Source organism: Sporofaciens sp. JLR.KK001, assembly GCF_036941055.1.
Lineage (GTDB): Bacteria > Bacillota > Clostridia > Lachnospirales > Lachnospiraceae > Sporofaciens.
The window spans coordinates 3,919,401-3,942,213 of the sequence record NZ_JAYMNO010000001.1; the positions used below are offsets into that span (position 1 = coordinate 3,919,401).

Annotated in this window: 19 protein-coding genes; 2 read left to right on the plus strand and 17 right to left on the minus strand. The window is 49.1% G+C overall.

All coding sequences use genetic code 11. The annotated features are described in order from the left end of the window. Positions 1–285 precede the first annotated feature (285 nt). Complete coding sequence (locus VSQ62_RS19900) at positions 286–462, minus strand: hypothetical protein (RefSeq protein ID WP_334636528.1); 177 nt, start codon at positions 460–462, stop codon at positions 286–288. A gap of 572 nt (positions 463–1,034) precedes the next feature. Between VSQ62_RS19900 and VSQ62_RS19905 the strand changes: the two genes are divergently transcribed. Together VSQ62_RS19905 and VSQ62_RS19910 are read left to right on the plus strand one after the other, a co-directional pair. After that, entirely contained in the window at positions 1,035–1,979 is a 945-nt protein-coding gene (locus VSQ62_RS19905) for a site-specific integrase (protein WP_334636529.1), read from the plus strand. Positions 1,980–2,248: 269 nt separating this feature from the next. After that, complete coding sequence (locus VSQ62_RS19910; RefSeq protein WP_304429581.1) at positions 2,249–3,853, plus strand: IS110 family RNA-guided transposase; 1,605 nt, start codon at positions 2,249–2,251, stop codon at positions 3,851–3,853. Positions 3,854–4,345: 492 nt separating this feature from the next. Here VSQ62_RS19910 and VSQ62_RS19915 read toward each other — a convergent pair whose 3' ends face one another. The 16 genes from VSQ62_RS19915 to VSQ62_RS19990 all read right to left on the minus strand — a co-directional run bounded on the left by VSQ62_RS19915 (position 4,346) and on the right by VSQ62_RS19990 (position 22,771). Further along, a complete protein-coding gene (locus VSQ62_RS19915; RefSeq protein ID WP_334636530.1) occupies positions 4,346–5,611 on the minus strand; it encodes a HAMP domain-containing sensor histidine kinase in 1,266 nt (421 codons plus the stop codon). Continuing rightward, on the minus strand, positions 5,608–6,303 hold the full coding sequence (locus VSQ62_RS19920) for a response regulator transcription factor (RefSeq protein ID WP_334636532.1): 696 nt from the start codon (positions 6,301–6,303) through the stop codon (positions 5,608–5,610). The genes VSQ62_RS19915 and VSQ62_RS19920 overlap by 4 nt, the downstream gene beginning before the upstream one ends. A 34-nt stretch (positions 6,304–6,337) precedes the next feature. After that, entirely contained in the window at positions 6,338–7,711 is a 1,374-nt protein-coding gene (locus VSQ62_RS19925) for an SPFH domain-containing protein (protein ID WP_334636534.1), read from the minus strand. A gap of 38 nt (positions 7,712–7,749) precedes the next feature. Continuing rightward, the gene (locus tag VSQ62_RS19930; protein ID WP_334636535.1) at positions 7,750–8,610 is read right to left on the minus strand and encodes a TPM domain-containing protein; all 861 of its coding nucleotides are present in this window, start codon (positions 8,608–8,610) and stop codon (positions 7,750–7,752) included. Positions 8,611–8,699: 89 nt separating this feature from the next. Beyond that, positions 8,700–9,782: a TFIIB-type zinc ribbon-containing protein gene (locus tag VSQ62_RS19935; RefSeq protein ID WP_334636536.1), complete on the minus strand. Its 1,083-nt coding sequence runs from the start codon at positions 9,780–9,782 to the stop codon at positions 8,700–8,702. A 65-nt stretch (positions 9,783–9,847) separates the two neighbouring features. Continuing rightward, positions 9,848–10,828 (minus strand): helix-turn-helix transcriptional regulator, encoded by a 981-nt coding sequence (locus tag VSQ62_RS19940; protein ID WP_334636537.1) that lies wholly within the window; start codon positions 10,826–10,828, stop codon positions 9,848–9,850. Positions 10,829–10,921: 93 nt separating this feature from the next. Continuing rightward, a complete protein-coding gene (locus VSQ62_RS19945; RefSeq protein ID WP_334636538.1) occupies positions 10,922–11,146 on the minus strand; it encodes a hypothetical protein in 225 nt (74 codons plus the stop codon). Positions 11,147–11,449: 303 nt separating this feature from the next. Beyond that, the gene (locus VSQ62_RS19950; RefSeq protein WP_334636539.1) at positions 11,450–12,448 is read right to left on the minus strand and encodes a hypothetical protein; all 999 of its coding nucleotides are present in this window, start codon (positions 12,446–12,448) and stop codon (positions 11,450–11,452) included. A gap of 127 nt (positions 12,449–12,575) precedes the next feature. Continuing rightward, complete coding sequence (locus VSQ62_RS19955; RefSeq protein ID WP_334636540.1) at positions 12,576–15,389, minus strand: ABC transporter permease; 2,814 nt, start codon at positions 15,387–15,389, stop codon at positions 12,576–12,578. After that, a complete protein-coding gene (locus VSQ62_RS19960; RefSeq protein WP_334636541.1) occupies positions 15,386–16,120 on the minus strand; it encodes an ABC transporter ATP-binding protein in 735 nt (244 codons plus the stop codon). Before VSQ62_RS19960 ends, VSQ62_RS19955 begins: the two co-directional genes overlap by 4 nt. A 75-nt stretch (positions 16,121–16,195) precedes the next feature. Further along, on the minus strand, positions 16,196–17,131 hold the full coding sequence (locus VSQ62_RS19965; protein ID WP_334636543.1) for a sensor histidine kinase: 936 nt from the start codon (positions 17,129–17,131) through the stop codon (positions 16,196–16,198). A gap of 4 nt (positions 17,132–17,135) precedes the next feature. Continuing rightward, positions 17,136–17,795: a response regulator transcription factor gene (locus VSQ62_RS19970; protein ID WP_334636545.1), complete on the minus strand. Its 660-nt coding sequence runs from the start codon at positions 17,793–17,795 to the stop codon at positions 17,136–17,138. Position 17,796: 1 nt separating this feature from the next. Continuing rightward, on the minus strand, positions 17,797–18,054 hold the full coding sequence (locus VSQ62_RS19975) for a competence protein TfoX (RefSeq protein ID WP_334636546.1): 258 nt from the start codon (positions 18,052–18,054) through the stop codon (positions 17,797–17,799). A gap of 132 nt (positions 18,055–18,186) precedes the next feature. Further along, positions 18,187–19,308, minus strand: a complete 1,122-nt coding sequence (locus tag VSQ62_RS19980; RefSeq protein ID WP_334636547.1) for a DUF362 domain-containing protein — start codon at positions 19,306–19,308, stop codon at positions 18,187–18,189. Between the two features lie 104 nt (positions 19,309–19,412). Next, positions 19,413–22,067 (minus strand): ABC transporter permease, encoded by a 2,655-nt coding sequence (locus VSQ62_RS19985; protein WP_334636548.1) that lies wholly within the window; start codon positions 22,065–22,067, stop codon positions 19,413–19,415. After that, complete coding sequence (locus VSQ62_RS19990; RefSeq protein WP_334636549.1) at positions 22,061–22,771, minus strand: ABC transporter ATP-binding protein; 711 nt, start codon at positions 22,769–22,771, stop codon at positions 22,061–22,063. Before VSQ62_RS19990 ends, VSQ62_RS19985 begins: the two co-directional genes overlap by 7 nt. Positions 22,772–22,813 lie beyond the last annotated feature (42 nt).

Here is a 22,813-nt window from a genome sequence, read left to right on the forward strand (position 1 = left end):
ACCGCTCCGGCGTTTATATAAATTTCTCAATGTAAGGTCGAACAAAAGAAAGAGAGGAACAGCGGAACAAACTTCGTTTAAATAAAGCACAAATATCTTTTGAGAATGAGTCTAATAGAAAACTTCATGTATTCGGGGTGGTATCTGCTATAAAAAACGAAACTCATCCTCAAGGAATATACAGCCAATTTAAATCCAACGATTTAGATAAAGTTTCATCAATATTGTTTGACATAATGCTCTCAAATTTTGATATGCTACATGACAACGATAAAGTCATCAAACCTATTGCCCTTTATTTCGAAGCCGAGTAAGAGAATTCGTTTTCTCCATATATAATTTTTTCATATTTGCGGCTTCTACTCTTCTCTCTTCCATTTTACTTTGAGTAGAAGAATGCCTTTTATCATATGTCTCTGCATTTTTAGCATATTGAGATAATAACTGTTTTCGATTGAACATACCTTTGCCCTCCTTATAATTATAGTATTCCACAGGCAAGAATAAAAATCAATCAAAAATGAAAAATTTATAATAATGTCTGGCCGTCAGCCCAGCGCCGATCGCGCCAGACACACTCTGCACACTGACAACAATATATTTACCCAGACAGCCGACAGGGTGTATACCACCGTTTCCGAGTCTTGCAGGAAGGAGTGGTTAATATGAGTACTTATGAAGAATTCATGATTATTTTGACAGCTTGTAGTTTACTAATAGCAATTCTGAATTATACACATAGAAAATAGCACCCCTGCTCTGGCCAAGTTTGAGGTGCTATCTCTAATCATTGAAAACTTCGCCGGGAACGGATAGGTTTGCTCTATCGTGTCGGCTGTCTTGTTAAGTATATTATAGCAAATATACCTCAAATGTCAAGAACCGCTCGACGCTATCAACATCGAACGGTCCCTGTATAACCACCATGCGGACAGTTATACTTTTCCCTCGCAAGTTAAAGTATAACAAATCCGCTGACGGTCTGCAAGATACAGGCTGTTATTTTTGTACTCATTTTTAAGGAGGATGATACCATGCCAAAACGCAAGAAATACCCCAAGCTCCCCAACGGCTACGGCAGCATTAAACGACTCTCAGGCAAGAACCGCACCAATCCCTATGGAGTTTACCCTCCAGTGAAAGAATTCGACGAAAACGGCATCCCAGTACCGCAAAAGGCTATCTGCTATGTGGATGACTGGTATAAGGGCTTCACTGTGCTCACCTGGTACCGGAACGGGGAATATTATGAGGGCCGTGAAAAGGAGCTTTCATCTGATTCTGAAAAACTAAAGAAGCAGATTATCGGGATCCTATCAAAGTACAACCAAGGACAACGTGAGATTGCCGATCAGAAGACTTTTGAAGAAATCTATCAGGAATACTACCGCTGGAAGTTCCAGAAGCCGCATGACCATACAGAAAAGAAATCCTCAATGGAAAACAGTATGCGCGCCGCTTACAAAAACTGCAATTCCATCCATGACAGATCATTCCGCTCCCTTACGGCCAACGATCTGCAGGAAGTTGTAGATAACTGCCCTAAAAAGCATTCTTCTTTGGAACTGATTATTATCCTCTTCCACCAGATGTACGCATACGCAGAAGCCAATGATCTGGCAGACAAGGACTATTCTAAATTCGTGAAAATCAATAAAGTAGATGATGATGAACATGGAGAGCCGTTCTCCGAAGATGATCTTAGAATTTTATGGAATCACCAGGAAAATGAAGTAGTTGAAATGCTCTTGATCATGTGCTATTCCGGGTTCCGGATCTCAGCTTATGAGAACATGAAGACAAATCTGGAAGAAAGATATTTCCAAGGCGGTGTGAAGACAGCTGCAGGGAAGGACCGCATCGTTCCGATCCACAGCGCCCTCTTACCATTGGTACATAAAAGACTAGATAGATATGATGTCTATCTTCCTACAGGTGTTTCAAATTTGTTACCATACCGCCTGCGGCGGCACAAATGATGACGAAAGCCTCGATTCCATATTTCCATATAGACTAAATGGGTGTATTCTTATTTTCAGAGACGCCAGCATACTACAGAGCACGTTGTAACGCCTGGAGATCCAGAGCCCGAAAATTTATCAGTTGCCGCCATCCTTCTTGCACAAATGATAGGCGCTTTTAAAGCCCGTATACTTATGAATAAACCCGTCCTTAAAGGGTTCCCGCAGGGATAGCAGTCACTGCGGCGTCTCTTTTTCAGCCCTTCCATTTCTGAAAGGAGGCCCCTATGGCATCAAAAAAACGCAATACACAAAAGAAACACATCCGGTCTGAGGGAACCTATTCTTCCGAAGAACTCAAATGCCTTACACTTGATGACGGCACCCGCGTCATCACATCTGCTGACGGTGATATCAAACGCCCGGTCTGCGCGGGCATTGATGTCCACAAGGAAATCCTCATGGCCGCCGTCTGCCGGACGGATCCCGAAACCCTGAAAGCAGTCTTTTACGTCAGACAGTTCCAGTCGACAAACAAGGATATCCGCAATATGGCGCAATGGTTCAAAGCCCATGGTGTACGAGATGTCTGCATGGAATCTACCGGCAAATATTGGATTCCTGTTTTCAATATCCTGGAGCAGTGCGGTCTCAAGCCCGTCCTGACACATCCGAAATACGTCAAACAGGCCAAAGGGCGGAAAACGGATTTCCGGGATGCCATCCATATCGCCAGCCTGTTCCGGATGGATCTTGTCGTGGCATCCTTCATCCCACCAGCGGACATCCGGGATTTGAGGGAACTGTGCCGCTACCGTCTGAAGCTTACTTACATGCGGACTTCCGAGAAAAACCGTTTCCAAAATTCCATGACTGTATCCAAGGTGAGGCTGGACTGCGTGTTCTCCGATCCCTTTGGAAAATCTGCATCTGCCATCATGGAATATCTGATCGAGACAGATCCGGACCAGGTCAGCGATGAGGAGATACTGAACCTGGTGGACCGCCGGGTTCAGGCATCCAACGAAGATATCCTTGAAAGCATCCACGGCTATGAATTCATAGGAGTCCAGCGCGACAAACTGAACATCATCCAGCTACATCTCGGGCAGCTGAATGAATGCATCCGGTTGATTGATGAAAAACTGGAATATTACCGTCAAAAATACTTCCGTATCATCCGCCATCTGGTAACGATGGTAGGTATCACGGACATATCCGCCCTGTATATCCTGGGTGAGATTGGGACAGACATGTCCGTTTGGAAGGATGATGCCGCTCTTTCCTGCTGGGCGGGTCTCTCTCCGGCAAATAATGCAAGCGCAGGGAAGAAGAAGTCCACAAGGACGGGGGACGGCGGGCATTATCTGAAGCCCCTGCTCGTCCAATGTGCGCTTGCGGCTGCAAAAAGCACGCGGAAAGATCCCTATTTCCATTGTAAATACGAAACGCTGAAAAAGCGCCGGGGCCACAAAAAAGCGATCATCGCTATCGCAAGAAAAATGCTTGTGGCCATTTACCATATGATCCGGGATGATGCAGATTTCCTCCCGGTGGATTATGAAGATACCATACAAAACACCAAGAAAACTAAAGGGCTGAATTTAAACAATGTCATCGCTTTCTTAAAAGAACAGGGCGCTGATGAAAGCACGATCCACCTGATTGAGACACAGTGCTGTGGCAAGGAGACAGAAACGACAGATACCTGCAGCAAGTCACCTGTTGTCCAGGATGCAAAAGAAAAGCAATCCACTTCAGGAAGTGCAGATATATCCCAGCCAATACAGGAATCTGTAAATGGAAGTCCGGTACTTATCTCCGGCTCCCAACAGGGTCATGCCCTAAATTGTCATCCAAAAGATCCTGCGGTGGCAACTGCTACAGCCTAAACTGGATTGCTGTAGCTTATTGTATCATATCGTATCCCATTTAAAAAGCCCCTTTTCATGGGGAGGGGGATTTTATGCCCTTTTGCACTCTACAAGTCCTACAAAGCTTTCATACTTCCGTAAAGCTATGTATGGAATTTTGAAGTCTTTAGGAATCAAAAAGCACACTCCCCATGACTGCCGACACACCTTTTCGATGCTTTGTGATAAATATGGCGTAAACGAAAACGATAAAAAGACAATGCTAGGTCACGCCTTCACTGACGTTACAAATAAAGTATACCGACATCGGGAATTAGAAGAACTGAGGAAGCAAATCGAACAAATAAAAGTTTGTCGCTAACGTGTTACTAACGGTTCATGTTTATTCATATTTTTAGCTGTTTTTTCATATGTGTCTAAATCTCTTAAAAGCCTTGAAAACAGAGGGATTCACGCACATTTTACCGTATTTTCAAGGCTATTTGAGAATCTATTTCATTTAAATATTCCTTAAATCCTCCCGCTAAGCCTGATCCTCACCGTTACCCGCAGCCCCCGCCGTCCATTTTTCACGGAAAGCCCTCCCCGCATCTCCTTCATAAAATAATCCGCCAGGTAGAGTCCAAGCCCCGCTCCTTCTTTGTTCTTAGCATTGCTGCCGCGCCGGAACTTCTCTTTCAGCAGCGGCAGTTCATCACTGCCGGCGCCGCCTCCATAATCTTCGATACCGACAGCGAGATATCCCTCTTCCTTCGTCACGGATACCTCGATCTCAGTATCCGCATATTTGTAAGAATTCATAAAAATATTGTCGAACACCTGCTGCAGGCGAAGCCCGTCTGCATACAGAAGACAATCTGGAACATCTGAAAATATTCCTCTATTCAGATAGTCCGCTCCCTTAAGTATCTTCTCTATCTCTCTGCTCTCCATATCCGCAGGAGTTACCGCAAGCTTCTGAAGTTCTTCTAATGTCGCCGTAAACAGATTAGTGACAAGCGAATTGATCTGATCTGCTTTGGAGATGATCTGCCCATAGTTCCCCTTGTCCTTTTCATTTCCCGCAAGCGCGATCCCCACTTCCGAAACCGCCTTGATACTCGCGACAGGCGTCTTAATGTCGTGAGAAAGCTTCGCCACAAGCTCCTTCTTGCTCTCGTTGGCTTTCGCCTCGGCAAGCCGCGCCTTCTTAAGCTCAGAACGCATTAGATCGAAGCTCTCCGTAAATGCACCAAAGAGATTCTCTCTATCCATCTCCAGCGGAATATCCAGATTCCCTCCGGCAACCCGCTCGGCGAATCCCTCAAGCTTCCGAAAAGGTCTGATGATCCGGCGGTTCAGATAAGCCATGTATCCGGCACAGACTGCACACTGCAAGATGATGGCAGCCGCCATGATAGCGGCTGCCGTCTGTTTCTGCTCCTTAAGTATCCGTACACTGTCATTATAAATGATGATCTTTCCAACTATTCCTCCCTGCACTTCAAGATCCAGAATCGTATCCCCGTGAGCAGCAGCCGAATTCACACTCTCGCTCAGACCCTGCCTCGTGCAAAACACAAGCTTTCCGTTCTTATCAAGGACTGTATAATCAAGTTCTGTCTTGTTGATGTGTGTCTCCATCCTGTCCCAGTCTTCCTGTACAGAATGCACCGCTTCATTCATCTTCACAACATCCCGCAGAAAGTCTGAATCATCTGACACGAAGGCGGCAAGCGCAGCAATCTCTGCCGCAAAGATAACCAACATACTGATCAGGAATATCTGCTTCTTCATTGTCCTCCTCCGTGAAACCTGTATCCATCTCCCCAGACCGTGATGATATATTCCGGGTTCCCGGGCTCGCGCTCGATAGCCTCCCTGATCTTACGGATATGTACATTCAGCGTTCCGTCTCCCGTGAACCGGTCCTCCCACACCTTCTCGAATAACTCCTGCTTCGGGACCACCCTGTCCGCATTCCGAATCAAGTAAGACAACAGCTTATATTCAAGCGCCGTGAGCTTCACAGGCTTCCCGTCCACCGTCACCTGCTTCGCATAGGGATCCACCGCAAGCCTCCCATCCGAATATCCCTGCTCAGAATATCCGCCGCCTGCACTCTGCCCGTAACGCTTAAGCACCACCCTTACTTTCGCCAGAAGAACGCCGAGAGAATAGGGCTTCTGTACATAATCGTCGCCTCCGATATTCAGCGCAATGATCTTGTCGTCGTCACTCGTCCGCGCAGAGATGAAGATGATCGGGATCTCTGTCTTCCTGCGGAGCTCCTTACACAACTCAAACCCGCTGCCGTCACCGAGATTAATGTCAAGCAGCACCAATTCCGTCTCGTTCTCTTCGAAGAATTTCCTGCATTCCAAGGCGCTGTATACGGCTGACGTCTTAACTCCGAACAGGTTAAAATACTCTGCCGTACTATCGGCAAGCACTCTCTCATCATCAATGATCAGACATTCACAGTGCATCACAGCCCTCCCTCTTTCTCACACGGTATATCCGTTAACTGTTCAATGTACCAACTACATCGCCGTCGTCAAATGGGTCCCCGCACTCCGGACAGAACTTCGGCGGTTTCGCCGGATCTTCCGGCTCCCAGCCGCATTTGTCACACCGGTACTGCGGAATTCCCGCCGGCTTTGGAGCGCCGCATTCCGAACAGAACTTACCCTTATTCACCATCCCGCAGGCAGCGCAGGTCCATCCTGCTGCCTGGCCTGGCCTTGGCGCGCCGCATTCCACGCAGAACTTACCGGTATTGCCTCCTGCTCCGCAGGCACAACTCCAGGGTGCCGCCGCATTTCCTGTTCCTGACACTGCCGATCCGCCGCCTGCCATCATTGCTCCTGCTCCCTGGGCTGCCGCCTGCTGCTGCCCCATGGCATACAGATTCTGCAGATTCGCTCCGCCTGTCTGCTGTGCCATACCCATCCCCATGAAGCCTGACATCGCTCCGCCTGTGTTGCCTGCCGCCATGCGCATGGCATCTGCCTGCGCGCCGGCAAGTGTCGCCGCCGCCATATTAGGATCACGCATCACAGCCGACTTCTGGAGCTGCTTGATCATATCCTCATCTTCCTTCGACGCCGTAACACTGTTGACCCCAAGAGAATATACCATAATTCCCCTAAGCTCCGTCCACTTCTTTGACAGAACTTCATTTAATGCATCTGACAGTTCCATCGTATGTCCAGGCAGCGCACTGTAACGGATTCCCATCTCCGAGATTCTTGCAAATGCCGGCTGCAGCGCCGTCAGAAGCTCTGACTTCAGCATAGAATCAATCTGATCCCTGGTATAGACATAACCCACATTTCCGCAGACATTGGCATAGAATACCATCGGGTTCACGATCCGATAAGAATACTCTCCGTTACAGCGGATAGAAATATCCACATCCAGGCCGATATTGCGGTCCACTACCCGAAATGGCACCGGATTCGGCGTACCGTATCTGTTCCCAGGAATCTCTTTGATATTCACATAATAGATCCGCTGATCTCTCCCTGCGCCGCCTCCGAATTCAAAACGTCGCCATGCTTCCCTGGCGACTCCCTTAAGTCCTTCTACGAAGGAGCCCCCAAACACAGACGGACTGGTCTTGGTATCATAAGTATATGCCCCCGGCTCCGCACACGCGTCGATCACCTTACCATCCTCTACAATAATCATACACTGCCCGTTGGCCACGGCAATATGAGAGCCGTCCGTAATCACATTGTCTTCGCCCTTCCTGTTGGCGGAACGGCCTGACACGTGTTTTGCTCCCCTCGCCACTAATACGTCCGCATCCATCGCGTCATAATAAAAATATTCCTTCCACTGGTCTGCAAGCGTTCCGCTTGCCGCATTCCATGCTGCTTTGATCAATCCCATAATATCTGTCTCCTTCTTATAGTATTATTGACATTATATTAAAACTTTCCGCTGGTTCCGGAATGGTCCGAATGCATCCCGCCGCTTCCGCTGCCTGAACTGCTCTCCTTCTGGCGTTTGGTCCTGCTCACCGTATGATATAAGAACCGGTCCGTCCGATTCGACAGCTGAAAACTTCCTTCCCGCATATACTCCAGCGCTCCGTCCCTTCTGACACGCGTGTTCATACTCTTCTTCCAGGTCAGCACAATAACCAGCGAAACCGCCAGCGATAACAGGAAAGATACCCCGATAATGAGCGGGATCCTCCACCCCTCTCCGTAATGATGATCTTCTGTATAAGGCTTCCCTTCCTCGTATGCCGTCAGATAGTCGTCCGCCATAAATACATACCGGGCAAATGCATCGTAGAATTCGCCGTCAGACAGATCGTCGAGAATCAATTCTCCCATCCGCTCTCTTCCATATGTAGTGAATGCTCCCTGGGCTTCTCCGAAGCCAACCAGCCCCCAGTCACGCGCCGCCATGCTGATGGCAAGCATTACGCCGCTGTCGGCACAGTCGGCACCAAGTCCGTATTCCGTAAATATCTGCCGCTGCCAGTTCTTGATATCCCCTCCGCCGAAATCCTGCGTTGTGACAATGTAAACTCCCATTCCGTGCACCTCAGACACTCTGGCGCACTCCTTCTCAAGCGCATCCTCTTCCTCCGATGACAGCAAACTCGCATCGTCCTGCACCCACCCGGTAAATTCCGGCGCTGTTCCTGCCGCAGATACCTCAGCGGCGCCTATTGCGCCAAACATACCGGGGTAAATGACAGAAAGAACGGCTGAAACAAGAAACATTATCATGAATACCATCCCTGCAGCAGCATTTTTCTGTCTAGGCCTCTTCATCACAACACACCTCCCGGCACAGATGTCTCCGAACCTGGCTCCCATCACAGCGCTCCTCCCGGCACAGACATCTCTAAACCAGTATCCCATTACAACACACCCCCAAACAACAAGATTCCAAGAATGGAACACAGCGCCGTTCCAATAGCCGTGAATCCGCACAAATATTTCCAAAAGGCTCCCTTATCCACCGGAAGCTCTCCTACCATCTTCCCCGTCTGTCCGTTGATCGCAAACTGGTACTTCTTATCCTGGTAAACCGTCTCGAACAGCCACACCGGAAGCAGCGCATATTGAACCTGCCCTCTCTGGGACGCAAGATGCCTTCTCTTGACACTCACGGACTGATAACCCTGAACCGTGCTCCGAAGCACCTGCTCCGCACTGTTATAGAGCCGCTCCTTGGCCCTGACTTCCGCCGTCTTCGCGTCTACATCATATCTGTCCGTCTCATAACCCGCCAGATATTCCGGACGAAACTCAGTCAGATCACTGTAGTTGAACGGTTCGATAGACTCCGTCGTATCATCATCCATCTCTACGCTTCCATCCACCGGCACATGATAAAACTCCATAGTTCCCGCCCTCTGTACCAGATAATATGAGGTCTCCACATAGTCATAATCACTGTCACTCCACGCCCTCACGCGCGTGGCGTTAAAGCTCATATCCGCGCTTGCCTTACAGTCGAACAGCCAGTACGGAACATAGCATCCCTTCAGATTCTTCAGATAACTCCTGTCACGGAAATTCTTCGGCAGCAGATGCTTCCCCTTACAGAACTTCTCTAACATCTGCCTGGCCTGGTCCCCCTGCACCCGGAACGGGATCATGACATCCGGTTCCAAATCTCCTGCCGCGGCAGCCCGGATCACTACCACATTATCACAATAAGGACAGACCGTACTTACCGTCTGCTCATCCGCCTCGATCTCGGCTCCGCAGGAAGGGCAGATATACCGTCCGTCCTCCGTCTTCTTCGCACCTTCCGCTCCTTGCCGGTACTCCCAGGTCAAGTCCTGCTCTCCCTTAGACTGCTCTTCCCGCTCATACTGCTGTATCGTCTCCAAATCATAATGGTTTCCGCAGCTTTTGCAGGAAAGCTTCTGGGTTTCCGGAGAAAACTGCAGCGCCGCCCCGCAGCAGGGACACTTATATTGTACAAAATCCATCTCAATCTCCTTTACATTTACTGACATATTTCCTAATAACAGTATAATAGATTTGCAATATCTATTCAATACTTCTCCAGAATGTCCTTCAGATACTCTTTATATTCTCTCCTTACACATTCCGGCCCGGCAATACACAGCTTGCTTCCGATCCCCGTGACCCATCCAAAAAACTGCGGACTGACCGCCGCCAATATGCGCACCCGAAATTGCTTGTCTTCTGCGGGAACGATCATCACATCCGTACCAAATCTGTCCAGAATCACCCCTATAATATCCTGATCACATTGCAGGGTGACTTCCTCGTCATGACCGCCGTACATGGAGAACGTCTTTTTAGAGAATTCTACAAGATCAAAATCCTGGAATCTCTCTTTGCCGATACGTTCCTTCCTGATCACACAAGCCTGCTGCATCTTATCCACCCGGTAATGCTTGATACAGTCTGCATCCTCATCATATGCGATCAGATAATAATTCGCGTCATCCCAGGTAAGCGACCATGGACTGACCGTATAGACGGCCCCTTTCTTCCTTGGCTTTAATTCCTTCTGCATCGTCCATTCCGCATACTGGTACTGAATCTGCCTGTTCTCCATAATGGCAGTATGTATCTGATCCACATTATAATAGACCGTCTCATTCCCGGTCTTTGGACGATTATAGATGAAGACATTCCTCTGAAGCTTCCTTGCATCGTGCTCGCCCACAAGACCCTCCAGCTTCCCGATCAGTTCTTCGGATTTCCTCCGGCTGATGAACTTGGATGCCTGCACCGCATCTACCAGAAGCTTAAGCTCCGGCAATTCAAAATCCCTTCTGCCGATATAGTAACCGCTGTTAGCCCCCCTCGCCTGCAGGATATCCATCCCAAATGCCTTCAATGTCTCAATATCATTGTACACGGTCTTCCGGTCGATCGACATCCCATATCTACGCAGCTCCTTGTCAATATCCGACGCCGACATGGTGTGCTTCTCATCTGTTTTCTCGAGAAGTATCTTTATAATATACAATATTCTTAGTTTTACCTGTGAAACTGCCATCTGCACTCCTCCGCAATTATAAGTTTTACTATCTCCAAAAAAATACCTCAAGAGCAATATACTTCTCTCAAGGTAGATTATAACATATCAAATCTAAAAATCATACTCATCAGGATTCAATCCCGCCTTCATCATAACCGCCCTCCGTTCCTTCCCTCCCATCACTTCCAGTTCTTCCGCGATCAAGCCTGACAATTCAAATTCTGTCTTATCTTCTCCGACCGGATCTGCCAGGAACAAGACCTCGGTCACTTTATCAAATACCCTCATATCCTCGTCATTATTATAATCGTACATAAATCCTAATATTTCTCTCATTATTCTTCCTCCAGAAATTCCCGATAGTCACTCTCGTCTGCAAACAGAAGATAGCTTCCATTCACATATCCCATATAACCATTATCTACAAAATAGCCTTTCATCATCTGCACCTCCTGTTTTTGCTGGATTTTGTATTACTTCCTTTTGTTCTTCCTTAGTTTATCAAACCAGGTGTCCCAAAATCTCCACAGCCACAGGAAATTTCAAAAATAATCAGAAAAAAGCCGCAAAGGCTATCCTACCTTCACGGCTCCCGCAACCGGACTTGCGACCAATCCGATTCTCCTCATATTCCACTTTTTACTCCCTGGGATACAATCTTCCACTCTCACTGTAATAACCAGGATGATCCTCATCCACCTCTATATATGCCGCGGATGCGAATGCATCAAAAGCGCCTGGTTCGATCTCACGGATATTCGCCGGAATATAGATCTCCGCCACACATCCTGCAAGATTTGACAATGCGCCTTCCCTGACTCCGATGCACTCCGCATCCCGGATTAATATCAGGATGCCATCGGTCAGATCGACCCGCTCTGTAACTCCTGCGATATATCCCTCCTCATCTATCAGAAAACCGGCGAACTCTCTCAGTCCGTAATCCCCTCCACCTTCCTCTTCACTTTCGTCACTTCCGTCAACTGCTTTATCATCCTCCGCACCGGCAGACGGAATATCCGTTTCCTTATCTTCCTCAACCGGCGGCGCTTCCTCCTTCACAGATATAGACGGAATATCCGTATTCTTTTCATCCCCTGCGATAACAGGCGGAGCTATAGGCGGTACTTCCTTTGCATCCGGTGTGATTCCGGCGTCCGGCTCTGCTTTGGCCTTCTCACTTGGATGCAGCATTTCCAGTACGTCAAAATCATCGCCGATCGGCTCCAACTCTGTGATCACCGGCATCTCTTCTGCTTCTATCTTAGCAACAGGCTCCTTATCCTCTGCATTTGTCTCTTCTATGATCCCATCTGTATCTGCCGTCTTGCCCGGCATGACTAACGCATTTACCATATCCTCCTTCCAGGTATACTCTAAAATTCCAGTCTCATCACCCAGCTTCATAGCTGCTGCTCTGGCATTCTGCTCACACTCTCTTGCCTTCGGACTTAGGATATTCTCGCCGGCCTCAGGATTCACAATGTATCCCGCCGGCTTTGCCGTACAGTCCTTCGCATAGCTCCTGCTGCCGACACACAGCAGCCCGATCATCAGCAGCACCAGCCCTCCTCTTACAATACATTCCCAGGGCAAAGAACTCCTTCTTGAAGCCACCAACTCCATAACCATCTCCATAACGCTTCATACCTCCAACATCTCATAGCTTTCTCTCTTATCAGCAGTTCCTGCCTCCCAAAAACAACCATTCGTCTTCAATATACACGCTGAGTTATAAAATTTCAACATACTTTTTGTTATGGAGTTATTCAAATTCAGATATAACGGCTGACAGACCAATGCAGATAACCGCCAGTCCCGTGATCGTTCCGGTCACCCACCAAAGCGGATAGCCGCATGCAAAATACGAGAGTTTTCCCTTCATATAAAGGCTGATCAGCTTCCATATGCCGCTTCCTGCCGTAAGCAGCAGGACTCCCACGATCATACAATAATACATCCCCTCCGCGATCAGGAGCCTTCGTTTCTGCCTTTGTGTCATTCCGACACTCTCCATGACTTCGAATTCCTTTCTTCTCGCAAATATTCCCGTAACCATCACATTAAAATAATTCGTCAATCCCGCAAGAAGCAAAACGATGCTGATGCATCCAAGGATCCGCCTGCTGCCCCTGATCGTATCTGCCGCCTCAGAGCGAATATCAGACTTGCTGATGCAGAAGATTCCGGCCTCTTCCACCTCCTCCTGATCGCTGCCCGTTCCAAGAACTGTCTTGTTCCTCCTGCGCCTTTGATTCTCCCAGGATATGATGTCATGGATCCCTGCTTTTACTTGCGCTTCCTTCTCCTCGTCCGCATTCAGTTCCATATAGAGTGTCTTTCGCTCTGTGGGCAGCTTCTCAAATCCCTTCTCGCTGATCAGATAATAGACGGTTCCTTCCGAACCGTGCCAGGTCTGCCGTATCCGCGGGAATCCTTCCTCACGGTTATCCAGATAGCCGCTTAAGGTCAATGTCTCCGACTGCTTTCTCGTATCCTCCATAACATCCCGCTCTTCGCCGGTTGCCTGATTCCAGCGGATCCAGTCTTCTTTGGACTGCAAGGTCGTAAAATACACCGGCTCCCCCACACTTGCCATTGCCTGCTTCTCCTGCTTCGGTGTCAGCCGATGATCATGCAGGATCATCACCCCCGTTCCGTCTGCCAGGCTGTCCATATCTACCGGAAGCTCCCGCTCCTGTACATATTTACGCAGTTCAAGAAGCTCTTCATCATGCAGGATTTGAACAACATTTTCTGAGAAAACCTCCATCATAGAAGCTTCCGATTCACGCGCCTTTTTCGTCTCCGCAATCCCCAATATACCAGGAGTGGTCAGCGGTTTTATTCCTTTCCCGGACATCGTTGATAACATATAGGCCCCTTCCATCACATAGGACTTCTTGCGGTCTACTCCGTCAAGACTTAAAAGTCTCTCTCTTGCCTCCCGGGAAATGGGGGAGAACTCATCATACCGATTCCCATATAGCAAGACGAAGTTATCCCCTTCCGTCTCCAAGGGATCTTCTCCCGCGTCTCTCGTCTCATATTCATTCCCATAGCCTTCTTCCTGTCCCCAATCACTGAACTCTCCCGCGATCAGGAAATCCGGCCTGCTCTCGATCACATGGCTGTAATCGCTGCCCTTTGTAATGACGATCGTCCCAAGAAAAGCTTCCAAACCAAGGAACAGGGAAAAAACGGTCAGCAAAAACCGGCCCTTATTTCTGCTTATATTCTGCCACGCCATATACCACAGCTCCCGGCCTGCACTCCATCTCCGGTAATCCGTCCGTTTTAATCTCCCCTTTCTTATACCTCCCTTCCCGCCCTGTATGCTTACTCTGGCAGATACATAATTCATACTTTCCACGCAGGATACATTTACCACACGGCAGATCACGCCTGCCGCCGCTAAAAGGGTGAGAAGCACCGCGAATCCAACTGCCGCCGCCAGGATTCCCGGCCGGAAGATCCGAAGACCTTCCGCTCCCCCGTAATTGCTCAAATACTGTCCCCCTAACATCTCAGGAATCAAAACCAGCAGGATGAACGCCGATAATACCGCCCCCGATAACACGCCCGGAACCAGAAGCCTTAGGATCTGCCCCAAATAGATCCTGTGAAGCTGCCTTTTCGTTGTGCCGATCGTGTTGAGAAGCCCCATCTGCCGCACATCTTTTGCCATAGAGATCTGCATCACGTTATGGATCAGGAAGAACATACCGCTTAAGATGATAAGCGCGCCGAGTATTGCCATCTCATAGCTTCCAGTCATCCGGTTCACCGCATCCCCGGCAAAAGTGTTACAGGCGGTAACCCTAAGATCTGACCCCTTCCCTACAGCATCCTGATAAAGCCGCTCTTCCGTCTCCCGCCAATCCATGCTGTCAGACTGGCAGATCAGAATGTCCGATTCATTCCCGATATCATAACCCCAGGCCTTATATTTTGCTTCCGAGATATATCCGATTCCCCGATCCGCTGATAAGTCTGCATAATCCGTATACCATCCGCTTAAGATGAATTCCTCCTGCTCCTTTCGAAACAACCCGATACTGACCGTAAGTCCGACTTTCATTCCTTCTACGGGCCCGTCGATTCCTAATACTTCCATTGCCCGCACAGGAAGCATGATCTCCTGCTCTTCTGCCGGGTAATGTCCGTGGATATCCGTATACGCGGGACTTATGATCCGTTCCCATGCGGGTCCGTCCAACAGTTGAATGGTGATCTCTCCGTCTCCTTCAGCGGACTTCGCGGCAGAAGCCCATCCGACAGACACTCTTCTCCCTGCCTGCTTTACATATCCAAGAGAGCGCACCTTCTGATAGACGGAAGTCCCTGCACCGCCGATACTGGCGGACGCCGTCGTTCCCGCCGCCCTTGCCTCTTTCAAATATTCCGCCTGCACCTTGCCTACCGCAATCCCAAACACCATCGTCAGCGTGATAATACACAGACAGACCGCTCCCATGAGAATCCGGTTTCTTCCTCTGTTATAACGTTCGTATTCTCTTGACAGCATGCGGATCACAGACCGATTGTTATTCGGGATAAATTGAATTCCATTCATCATCTATCCCTCCCTCGTATCAGCGGTATGTTGCCGGAAATGCTCTCTTCCTCTGCCATTTTTCCCTCATGGCCGCAGAGCCTTCCATCCTCTATCCGCACCACACGGTCCGCCATCTGAGCAACCTCTTCCTGATGTGTCACCACGATCACCGTCTGATGGAATCTCTCTGCGCAAGAACGCATAAGCCCCACAACCTCCATACTGGTAACCGAATCCAGGCTCCCGGTGGGTTCATCGGCAAGAAGGATCGCAGGCTTGGTCATAAGCGCCCGGGCGATCGCCGCCCTCTGCTGCTGACCGCCGGATAACATCTGCGGCAGGCGGTCTAACTGCTCCCTGATACTAAGAAGCGCCGTAACCTCATCAAAGAACGCATCATCTATCCCGGCGCCGTCCAGACGAAGGGGAAGTACGATATTCTCATACACACTGAGCACCGGCACCAGATTGTACTGCTGGAATACAAAGCCGATATTCCGCCTGCGGAACACCGTCCGCTCTTCGGCCTCCATATCCCTCAGGCTGTTCCCGCGGATCCAGATACCTCCCTCTGTCGGTACGTCCAACCCTCCGATCATATTCAGAAGCGTCGTCTTCCCGCTCCCCGAAGTTCCAACGATCGCCACAAATTCTCCGGCTTCAGCAAAAAATGTCACGCCGTCCAACGCACGGACTTCATAGGTGTCCGTGATATAGTATTTCTTCAACCCAACAGCTTTTACGATCTCCATAGATTATCCTCCTGTCTAATACTTGTACCAATTATTGTACAGGATAAATCTAACAAACTTCTAACAATCTCTCCCTTAAAACAGATTCCCAACCGGCAGATCAATCTCCATCATGATCCCTTCCCGCATCCTTCTCACCGCTATGAACCCTCCGTGAAGGTTCACGATCTCCCTTGCCAGATAAAGCCCGATTCCGAACCCTTCCTGGTCCGTGACACGTTTTCCCCGATAGAAACGCTGAAAAAGAGCGTTCTCTTCCCCCGGTTCAATACCGATTCCAAAATCTCTTACCTGGATTTTCAGAAACATCTCATTGACTGACACCGTCACTTCCACTCTGCCGTCCGGCAAAGAATACTTCACCGCATTGTCAAGAAGATTATAGACCGCCTCGCCAAGCCAGTTCGGGTCGTGCAGGCAGGCCGCTGCGCCTGACAGCGTTACCTCGAAGGCGATCCCCTTCTCCTCCGCCTGGCTGTGTATCTGTCCAAGCGCATTCCGAACGGTCCTTAATATGTCCGCGTCTTCCTTCCTGATCTGTATGATATGATGCTCAAGCCTTGACATCTTAATGAAGTTCTCCGCAAGGAAATGCAGCTTCTCAGCGCTTCTCTTCATCGCATCCGCATATTCTGCCGCCGTCTCCTCTGTCAGATCTTCTTCTGTCAGCCCGTCTAACATAAGTCCAAGATACGTCTCTACATTCGCAAGCGGCGTCCGCATCTGATGGGCGATCTCCGAGATCAGCCTCTTGATCTCGTCCCGGCTTCTCTCTGCCGCATCTGTTCTGCCCTGCATCGATTCCTGCACCCGCACCAGCCGATTCTCGATCTTCGCATACAGCGTCTCTTCTCCTGATGATGACGCCTCGATCCTCTGCCCGTTTAAGATCTTCTCCGTAAGCCCGGCAATCTCTTCTAATTCCCGTTCCCGGCATCTTCTCTGCCGGACATATACGGCAGACGCACCTGCCGCTAATCCCGCCAGAGCCGCCACAGCTTCCATATACATGCTATTAATCCCCTATCCGGTATCCAAGCCCGAACACATTCTTAATATAGTCCGGCTGTCTCGCATCCGGTTCAATCTTTTTCCGCAGACGGCCAACCGTGACACTGACCGTATTATCCACCACAAACTGACCGGAAATTCCCCAGATCCGCTCCAGAATATTTTCTTTCGTGAGCACCTGTCCCTGGTTCAGCATCAGATATTCCAATAACTGATATTCTTTTGCCGTAAGCCTGATCTCCTGCCCCTTCATGAAGACCTGCTTTTTTGCCGGATACAGACTCAGCTCCCGAAAAGTAAGCGGGCTGGCTTCACCGTTCCGCTTTAATACCGCCTCGATCCGCTTCAACAACACCTTCATGGAAAATGGTTTTACCACGTAGTCGTCTGCGCCGATATCGAATGCCGCCAGCATATCCCGCTCCTCATCCCTGGCAGTAAGGAAGATCACCGGAGTCTTCTGTCTTCCCCGAAGCTCCTGATACAGACTGATCCCGTCCCCGTCAGGAAGACCGATATCCACAAGAAGCAGCTCCTCTCCCTTCCCCAGCAGCGATAACGCCTCCTTCTTCGTGTGCGCGGTCATAGTCTCATAGCCTGCTTTTTCCAGCGTCAGTTTCAGCGCCTGGTTCAGCAATCTGTCATCCTCAATAATCCCTATCATCTTATTTCCTTTTTGGCTTCGGCAGCTCCTTATACATCCCATTCAACACCTTTGTCATAAGCTCTGTATTCTCTACGTCTTCAACTGCCACCATCAACGTTCTGGAACCTTCATAAGGATAAGCCCTCTTAGCATCAGGCATCAGCCGAAGCACCGTCTCTGTCGGTTTTAACAGCAGACTCATCTTTCTTGTAGTCACCTTACCGGCTTTTTGCAGATTTTCTACAATATAATCATGAAATTCCTTCGATGTAGCCATATATCATACCGCCTTTCAAGAACTGTACTCTTTTTCTACTATCCATCATAGCAGAAATAAGCTATCTTATCAATCAGAACAAAGCCTGCAAAAGGGGAAGCCCGAAAGCTTCCCCAATTCATCCGCCGCTGATTAGATTTCCTTTAACTCATACTGTCTGCTCCCAAGACCGATCTTCTCAGCCTGGTCAAGGGTAGCCTTCCACTCGATGTTTGGATTAGAATCCTTAAAATGGTCGTGATGACAATGCCATCCCTCTTCGGCCAGATGCTCGCCAAGCTGACTGTTCTCAATCGGCTTAGCGCGCAGGCAGGCGTCTGCACATGCCTGGTCCAGCGCAACCGGATCGAAGCTTGCGAACATTCCGATATCCGGCAGGATCGCCGCGTCATTCTCTCCGTGGCAGTCACAGTTCGGGCTTATATCCTGCACCAGCGAAATGTGAAAACACGGGCGGCCATGACAGACTGCCTGCGCATACTCCGCCATCTTACGGTCAAGCAATTCATTGGCGCTGCTGTTCGGATTATCGATCGCATCAAAGCTGCATGCGCCGATACAGCGGCCGCAGCCCTTACACTTATCATAATCGATCACAGCCTTCCTATCCACATATGTAATCGCGTCGCTTCCGCATTCCTTCGCACAGCGGCCGCATCCGCGGCAAAGCTCTTCACTTACGGCAGGCTTCCCGTCGGCATGCTGCTTCATCTTGCCGGCGCGGCTGCCGCAGCCCATTCCGATGTTCTTGATCGCACCGCCGAATCCGGTCGCCTCATGCCCTTTGAAATGGCTTAAGCTGATGAAGATATCCGCATCCATGACCGCTCTTCCGATCAGAGCAGTCTTACAGTATTCTCCGTTCTCCACCGGAACCTCTACCTCGTCGGTTCCCCTAAGTCCGTCTCCGATAATGATCTGACACCCCGTAGTCACCGTGTTGAATCCGTTGAGATTCGCACAGTCCAGATGTTCAAGAGCATTCTTCCTGCTTCCCGGATAAAGGGTGTTGCAGTCTGTCAGGAATGGAAGACCTTTCTGCTCCTTGCACAGATCAGCCACAACCTTCGCATAATTCGGCCTTAAGAATGCCATGTTGCCAAGTTCTCCGAAATGCATCTTGATCGCTGCGAACTTCCCTTCCATATCGATATCCTTGATACCTGCCGCGATACACAGCTTTCTCAGCTTTTCAAGCCGGCTAGTCCCTACCGGGCATCTGAAATCTGTAAAATATACCGTTGATTTCTCCATTATTCCCTCCTGATTTTCATAAATATATTATGTTGTTTCCTCTATGAAATCATATTATCAGCTTGAAGTCAAGACATTATTAAAATCGCTGTTTTCCCCGCTGTCTACCGTGTAATCTCACTGACGATATTTTCCCTTACCAGTTTCCTTGCGGGGAACATGACCGCCGCGACCGCTATCACCATATTCAGGATCATGATGCCGAATAAGACCCGATTGGGAACCCCTGTCTGAACATGTAAAAACTGCAGTATATGTGCCATATAGTAATCCATCGCCCTTCGGAGAATCCAATTGTAAATGTAATAGATCACCGCATCCGCAAGCAGTCCGTATAAGATACCGGTCTGTAAGATCATCTTGTAAAAACCAATGTCCGTAATACCCATAGCCCTGATGATCCCGTACTCTCTCCTCCTCGCAAGAATCGTATGGTTCATGCTGTTCACGATATGGAATAAACTAATGACCAGCAGAATGATTGCAATACCAGAAAAAAATATCTGCTGCTGTCTTAAGTAGTTCTTCTGTGTCCTGATCGCAGCGCTGTAATCCACCAATACCGCCTTGGGAACATCACGGATGATCTGCAATATCTGGCCGCTCACCTTCCCGGCTTCTGCATCCTCTGCCGGCGAGGCATTGATAAAGCTATAATCGGTGATTCCAAAATTCTCTTCCATCTGCTCATTCGTCATGATCAGGCCCGGCATCACGCTGTCCTTATAGAATCCCTCCTGCAGAAATCCCTGCTCCCGCGCCAGCGGACGGCTTACAATAGCTGCAATCTCAAATTCTTTCTCTATATAGTTCTCTTCGCCGCTTTGGAACTTCAGCAGTTCATCCGCATAACCGTCCATCTTAGGAACGCGCAGACTGATCGTATCTCCAGACTTCTTGCCGTAAAAATAATAATTCCCCTGTCCGTCCATGTTGGCAACCGCAATGATCTTATTGCCCTCCTTAAGCGCCGCCGGGTCAATATCCCCCTCCAGGATGAATTCATTAAGCTGCCCGATCAATCCGTCCTCATAACCATATACGTCATATTTGATCCTATACGTGCCGTCCTCCTGCCGCAGGCAGATCCCCCCGTACCGCCGGACAAAATAATGATCCGCATTCTGGTAATCAAAAAAGGAATCCCACTCTTCTAACGATTCGATACGAGTCACTTCCCCGAGAGTAAATTTCGTCGGATAGACATTCTTTGTTTCCGGCATATTTTTGATCTTATCCCCCGCCGCTTGCGGGATCGTATCTTTAAGCGAATTGGATTTTAAGGAAATGCGGTATTCGCTGCCAAGCCCGTCGTCTGATTTTAACGAAAGCTCTGCATGGACCTTCAGATTCTCTACCATATAAACCGTACATAAGAAGATGCTGCCGCCCATCGATAGGGATAACAGGATCCCGATCACTTTCCTTTTGTTCGCAAACATGAATTTTCGGACAACCACTCCCGCCATATTCACATGATGCAGGGCATATATTTTTCTCTTTGCCGTAAATGAAGTGTCTCCGCCCATAACCTCTTTTAAGGTCTGCTTCCCAAGCGAACGGACAACAAGAAACGCGACAGCAGCCAACGCGGCCAGCAGGAATACAAAACCGAATATCATAGCGTCCCACGCCAGATAGAATTGCAGGGTACTCGTTCCTTCTGCCAGCGTCTGGTCCGCAGCCGACAGGCCATTTCCCGTTACTCCTGCGCCCTTCCCGCCGAATACCCCGCCGAAGCTGCGGTATACCAGGCTTAAGAAGCCATTTCCCAATAAACACCCCAGCGGATATCCAACGATAAACAGCATCCAAAGTTCCAGAAGCAATGTTATACCGATCTGCTTCCCGCTGATTCCTAAGGTCTGCAAGATCCCGTACTCGGACGTTCTCTTTGCCACAGAGATATTGAAGACACTGTACACGGCGAATATGCTGAACAGGCATAGAAGGACCAGCATTCCGTTATAAGCCAGATTATAGTCGCTCTGTAACTTCAGGACAATGTAGGTGAAGTTGCCTTCTTCATCGGTCAGGCCAAACTTCACGATATCATAGATACTGCCCGGCTCCTCGCCTGCAAGATACTTTGTCACTTCATCATTTCCCTCAACCGCGTCAGAAGATATCCGGTGCTCTCTTAGGAAAGCGTCCAACTGTCTGTACAGCTTCTCATCTTCATCGAACCCGAGATATAGAAACGTCTGACTTATCCGTCCCGCAAAAGAATCGCTTACGAAGACCTCCATCTCGCCCGCACTTGCCGCCCATTCGCTTTTTAACACTCCTGTCACCGTATAATCCCGTGCTCCGATATGAACAGAGTCCCCAAGATTACCGGAAAATCCAAGGTTGCTTAATACGAATCCGTCCGCCGCGATCTCATCCTCTCTTCTGGGATACGTCCCCTCTAAGAGATCTCTGTGCGCCATCCGGCGGTAGGTCTCATCGGTACTGATAAAATAAATCAAAAACTCCTCTTCAGCCACATCCCGGATCTCCATCTTCCCGCACCGCTTCAGATGATATCCTTCGCCCTTTTCCCCGCTTTGGGTCTTCTGAAACTGCTCCTTATCGGTCTCTGCACAGTAATGCCAGTCTCCGTATATGGTCTTACTGTTGAGAAGGTCGCTCTTCTGACTGCTGTAGATAAGCGAACTGATTCCGGCAAGCAGCGACGCTGTCAATAGGATGCCCGCGAAGATCGCCGCAGTCTGGCTCTTATAATACCGCATATATTTCCATGCCAGCTTTAACATGCGTCATCACCGCCTTTTGCCGGGAATCTTCTCTTCCCCGTGACGATACGCCCGTCCTCAATGCGGATCACCCTGTCGCAGGTCTGCGCGATCGCTTCATTGTGGGTCACCATAAGAATCGTCTGCTTATACTTTCTGCTGCTTGCCTTCAGCAATCCCATCACCTCAATGGTTGTGGCCGAATCAAGATTGCCCGTCGGTTCGTCGCAAAGCAGCATATGAGGCTTGTTCACAAGCGCCCTTGCGATCGCTACCCGCTGCTGCTGCCCTCCTGACAACTCATTGGGATATTTCCCGCGCTTCTCCCAGATACCAAGCTCCCGCAGCAATTCCTCGATATATTCCCGGTTGATATGCTTTCCCCTGTCAAATGTCACCGGAAGCGCCACGTTATCATACACGTTCAGCACCGGCATCAGACTGTAATTCTGAAACACAAAACCGATATTCCTTCTGCGGAATATGGTAAGCTCCTTCCTCGAAAGCGAACCGATCTCTCTGTTTTTAACGAAGATCTCCCCTTTCGTCGGATTGTCCAGGCCGCCGATCAGATTGAGCAGCGTAGACTTGCCTGAACCGGAGGTTCCTACAATGGCGGCAAATTCACCTTCCTCCACCTGAAGGCTGATATCCTTCAGCGCATTTACCTGATTCTCCCTTTCTCCGTATATTTTTTCTACATGCCGCAGCTCTAATATACTCATCCGTCATCGCTCCTTTTCCTGATACGTTTGTCTATCAGTATA

Excerpts from the sequence above, each read along its gene's own strand:
- VSQ62_RS19905 (WP_334636529.1), top strand. The coding sequence starts at position 1,035 with ATGCCAAAACGCAAGAAATACCCCAAGCTCCCCAACGGCTACGGCAGC.
- VSQ62_RS19930 (WP_334636535.1), bottom strand. The coding sequence starts at position 8,610 with ATGAAGAGGCCTAGACAGAAAAATGCTGCTGCAGGGATGGTATTCATG.
- VSQ62_RS19900 (WP_334636528.1), bottom strand. The coding sequence starts at position 462 with ATGTTCAATCGAAAACAGTTATTATCTCAATATGCTAAAAATGCAGAG.
- VSQ62_RS19955 (WP_334636540.1), bottom strand. The coding sequence starts at position 15,389 with ATGATGAATGGAATTCAATTTATCCCGAATAACAATCGGTCTGTGATC.
- VSQ62_RS19935 (WP_334636536.1), bottom strand. The coding sequence starts at position 9,782 with ATGGATTTTGTACAATATAAGTGTCCCTGCTGCGGGGCGGCGCTGCAG.
- VSQ62_RS19950 (WP_334636539.1), bottom strand. The coding sequence starts at position 12,448 with ATGGAGATGGTTATGGAGTTGGTGGCTTCAAGAAGGAGTTCTTTGCCC.
- VSQ62_RS19915 (WP_334636530.1), bottom strand. The coding sequence starts at position 5,611 with ATGAAGAAGCAGATATTCCTGATCAGTATGTTGGTTATCTTTGCGGCA.
- VSQ62_RS19980 (WP_334636547.1), bottom strand. The coding sequence starts at position 19,308 with ATGGAGAAATCAACGGTATATTTTACAGATTTCAGATGCCCGGTAGGG.
- VSQ62_RS19960 (WP_334636541.1), bottom strand. The coding sequence starts at position 16,120 with ATGGAGATCGTAAAAGCTGTTGGGTTGAAGAAATACTATATCACGGAC.
- VSQ62_RS19910 (WP_304429581.1), top strand. The coding sequence starts at position 2,249 with ATGGCATCAAAAAAACGCAATACACAAAAGAAACACATCCGGTCTGAG.
- VSQ62_RS19965 (WP_334636543.1), bottom strand. The coding sequence starts at position 17,131 with ATGTATATGGAAGCTGTGGCGGCTCTGGCGGGATTAGCGGCAGGTGCG.
- VSQ62_RS19975 (WP_334636546.1), bottom strand. The coding sequence starts at position 18,054 with ATGGCTACATCGAAGGAATTTCATGATTATATTGTAGAAAATCTGCAA.
- VSQ62_RS19940 (WP_334636537.1), bottom strand. The coding sequence starts at position 10,828 with ATGGCAGTTTCACAGGTAAAACTAAGAATATTGTATATTATAAAGATA.
- VSQ62_RS19970 (WP_334636545.1), bottom strand. The coding sequence starts at position 17,795 with ATGATAGGGATTATTGAGGATGACAGATTGCTGAACCAGGCGCTGAAA.
- VSQ62_RS19920 (WP_334636532.1), bottom strand. The coding sequence starts at position 6,303 with ATGCACTGTGAATGTCTGATCATTGATGATGAGAGAGTGCTTGCCGAT.
- VSQ62_RS19990 (WP_334636549.1), bottom strand. The coding sequence starts at position 22,771 with ATGAGTATATTAGAGCTGCGGCATGTAGAAAAAATATACGGAGAAAGG.
- VSQ62_RS19945 (WP_334636538.1), bottom strand. The coding sequence starts at position 11,146 with ATGAGAGAAATATTAGGATTTATGTACGATTATAATAATGACGAGGAT.
- VSQ62_RS19985 (WP_334636548.1), bottom strand. The coding sequence starts at position 22,067 with ATGTTAAAGCTGGCATGGAAATATATGCGGTATTATAAGAGCCAGACT.
- VSQ62_RS19925 (WP_334636534.1), bottom strand. The coding sequence starts at position 7,711 with ATGGGATTGATCAAAGCAGCATGGAATGCGGCAAGCGGAACGCTTGCA.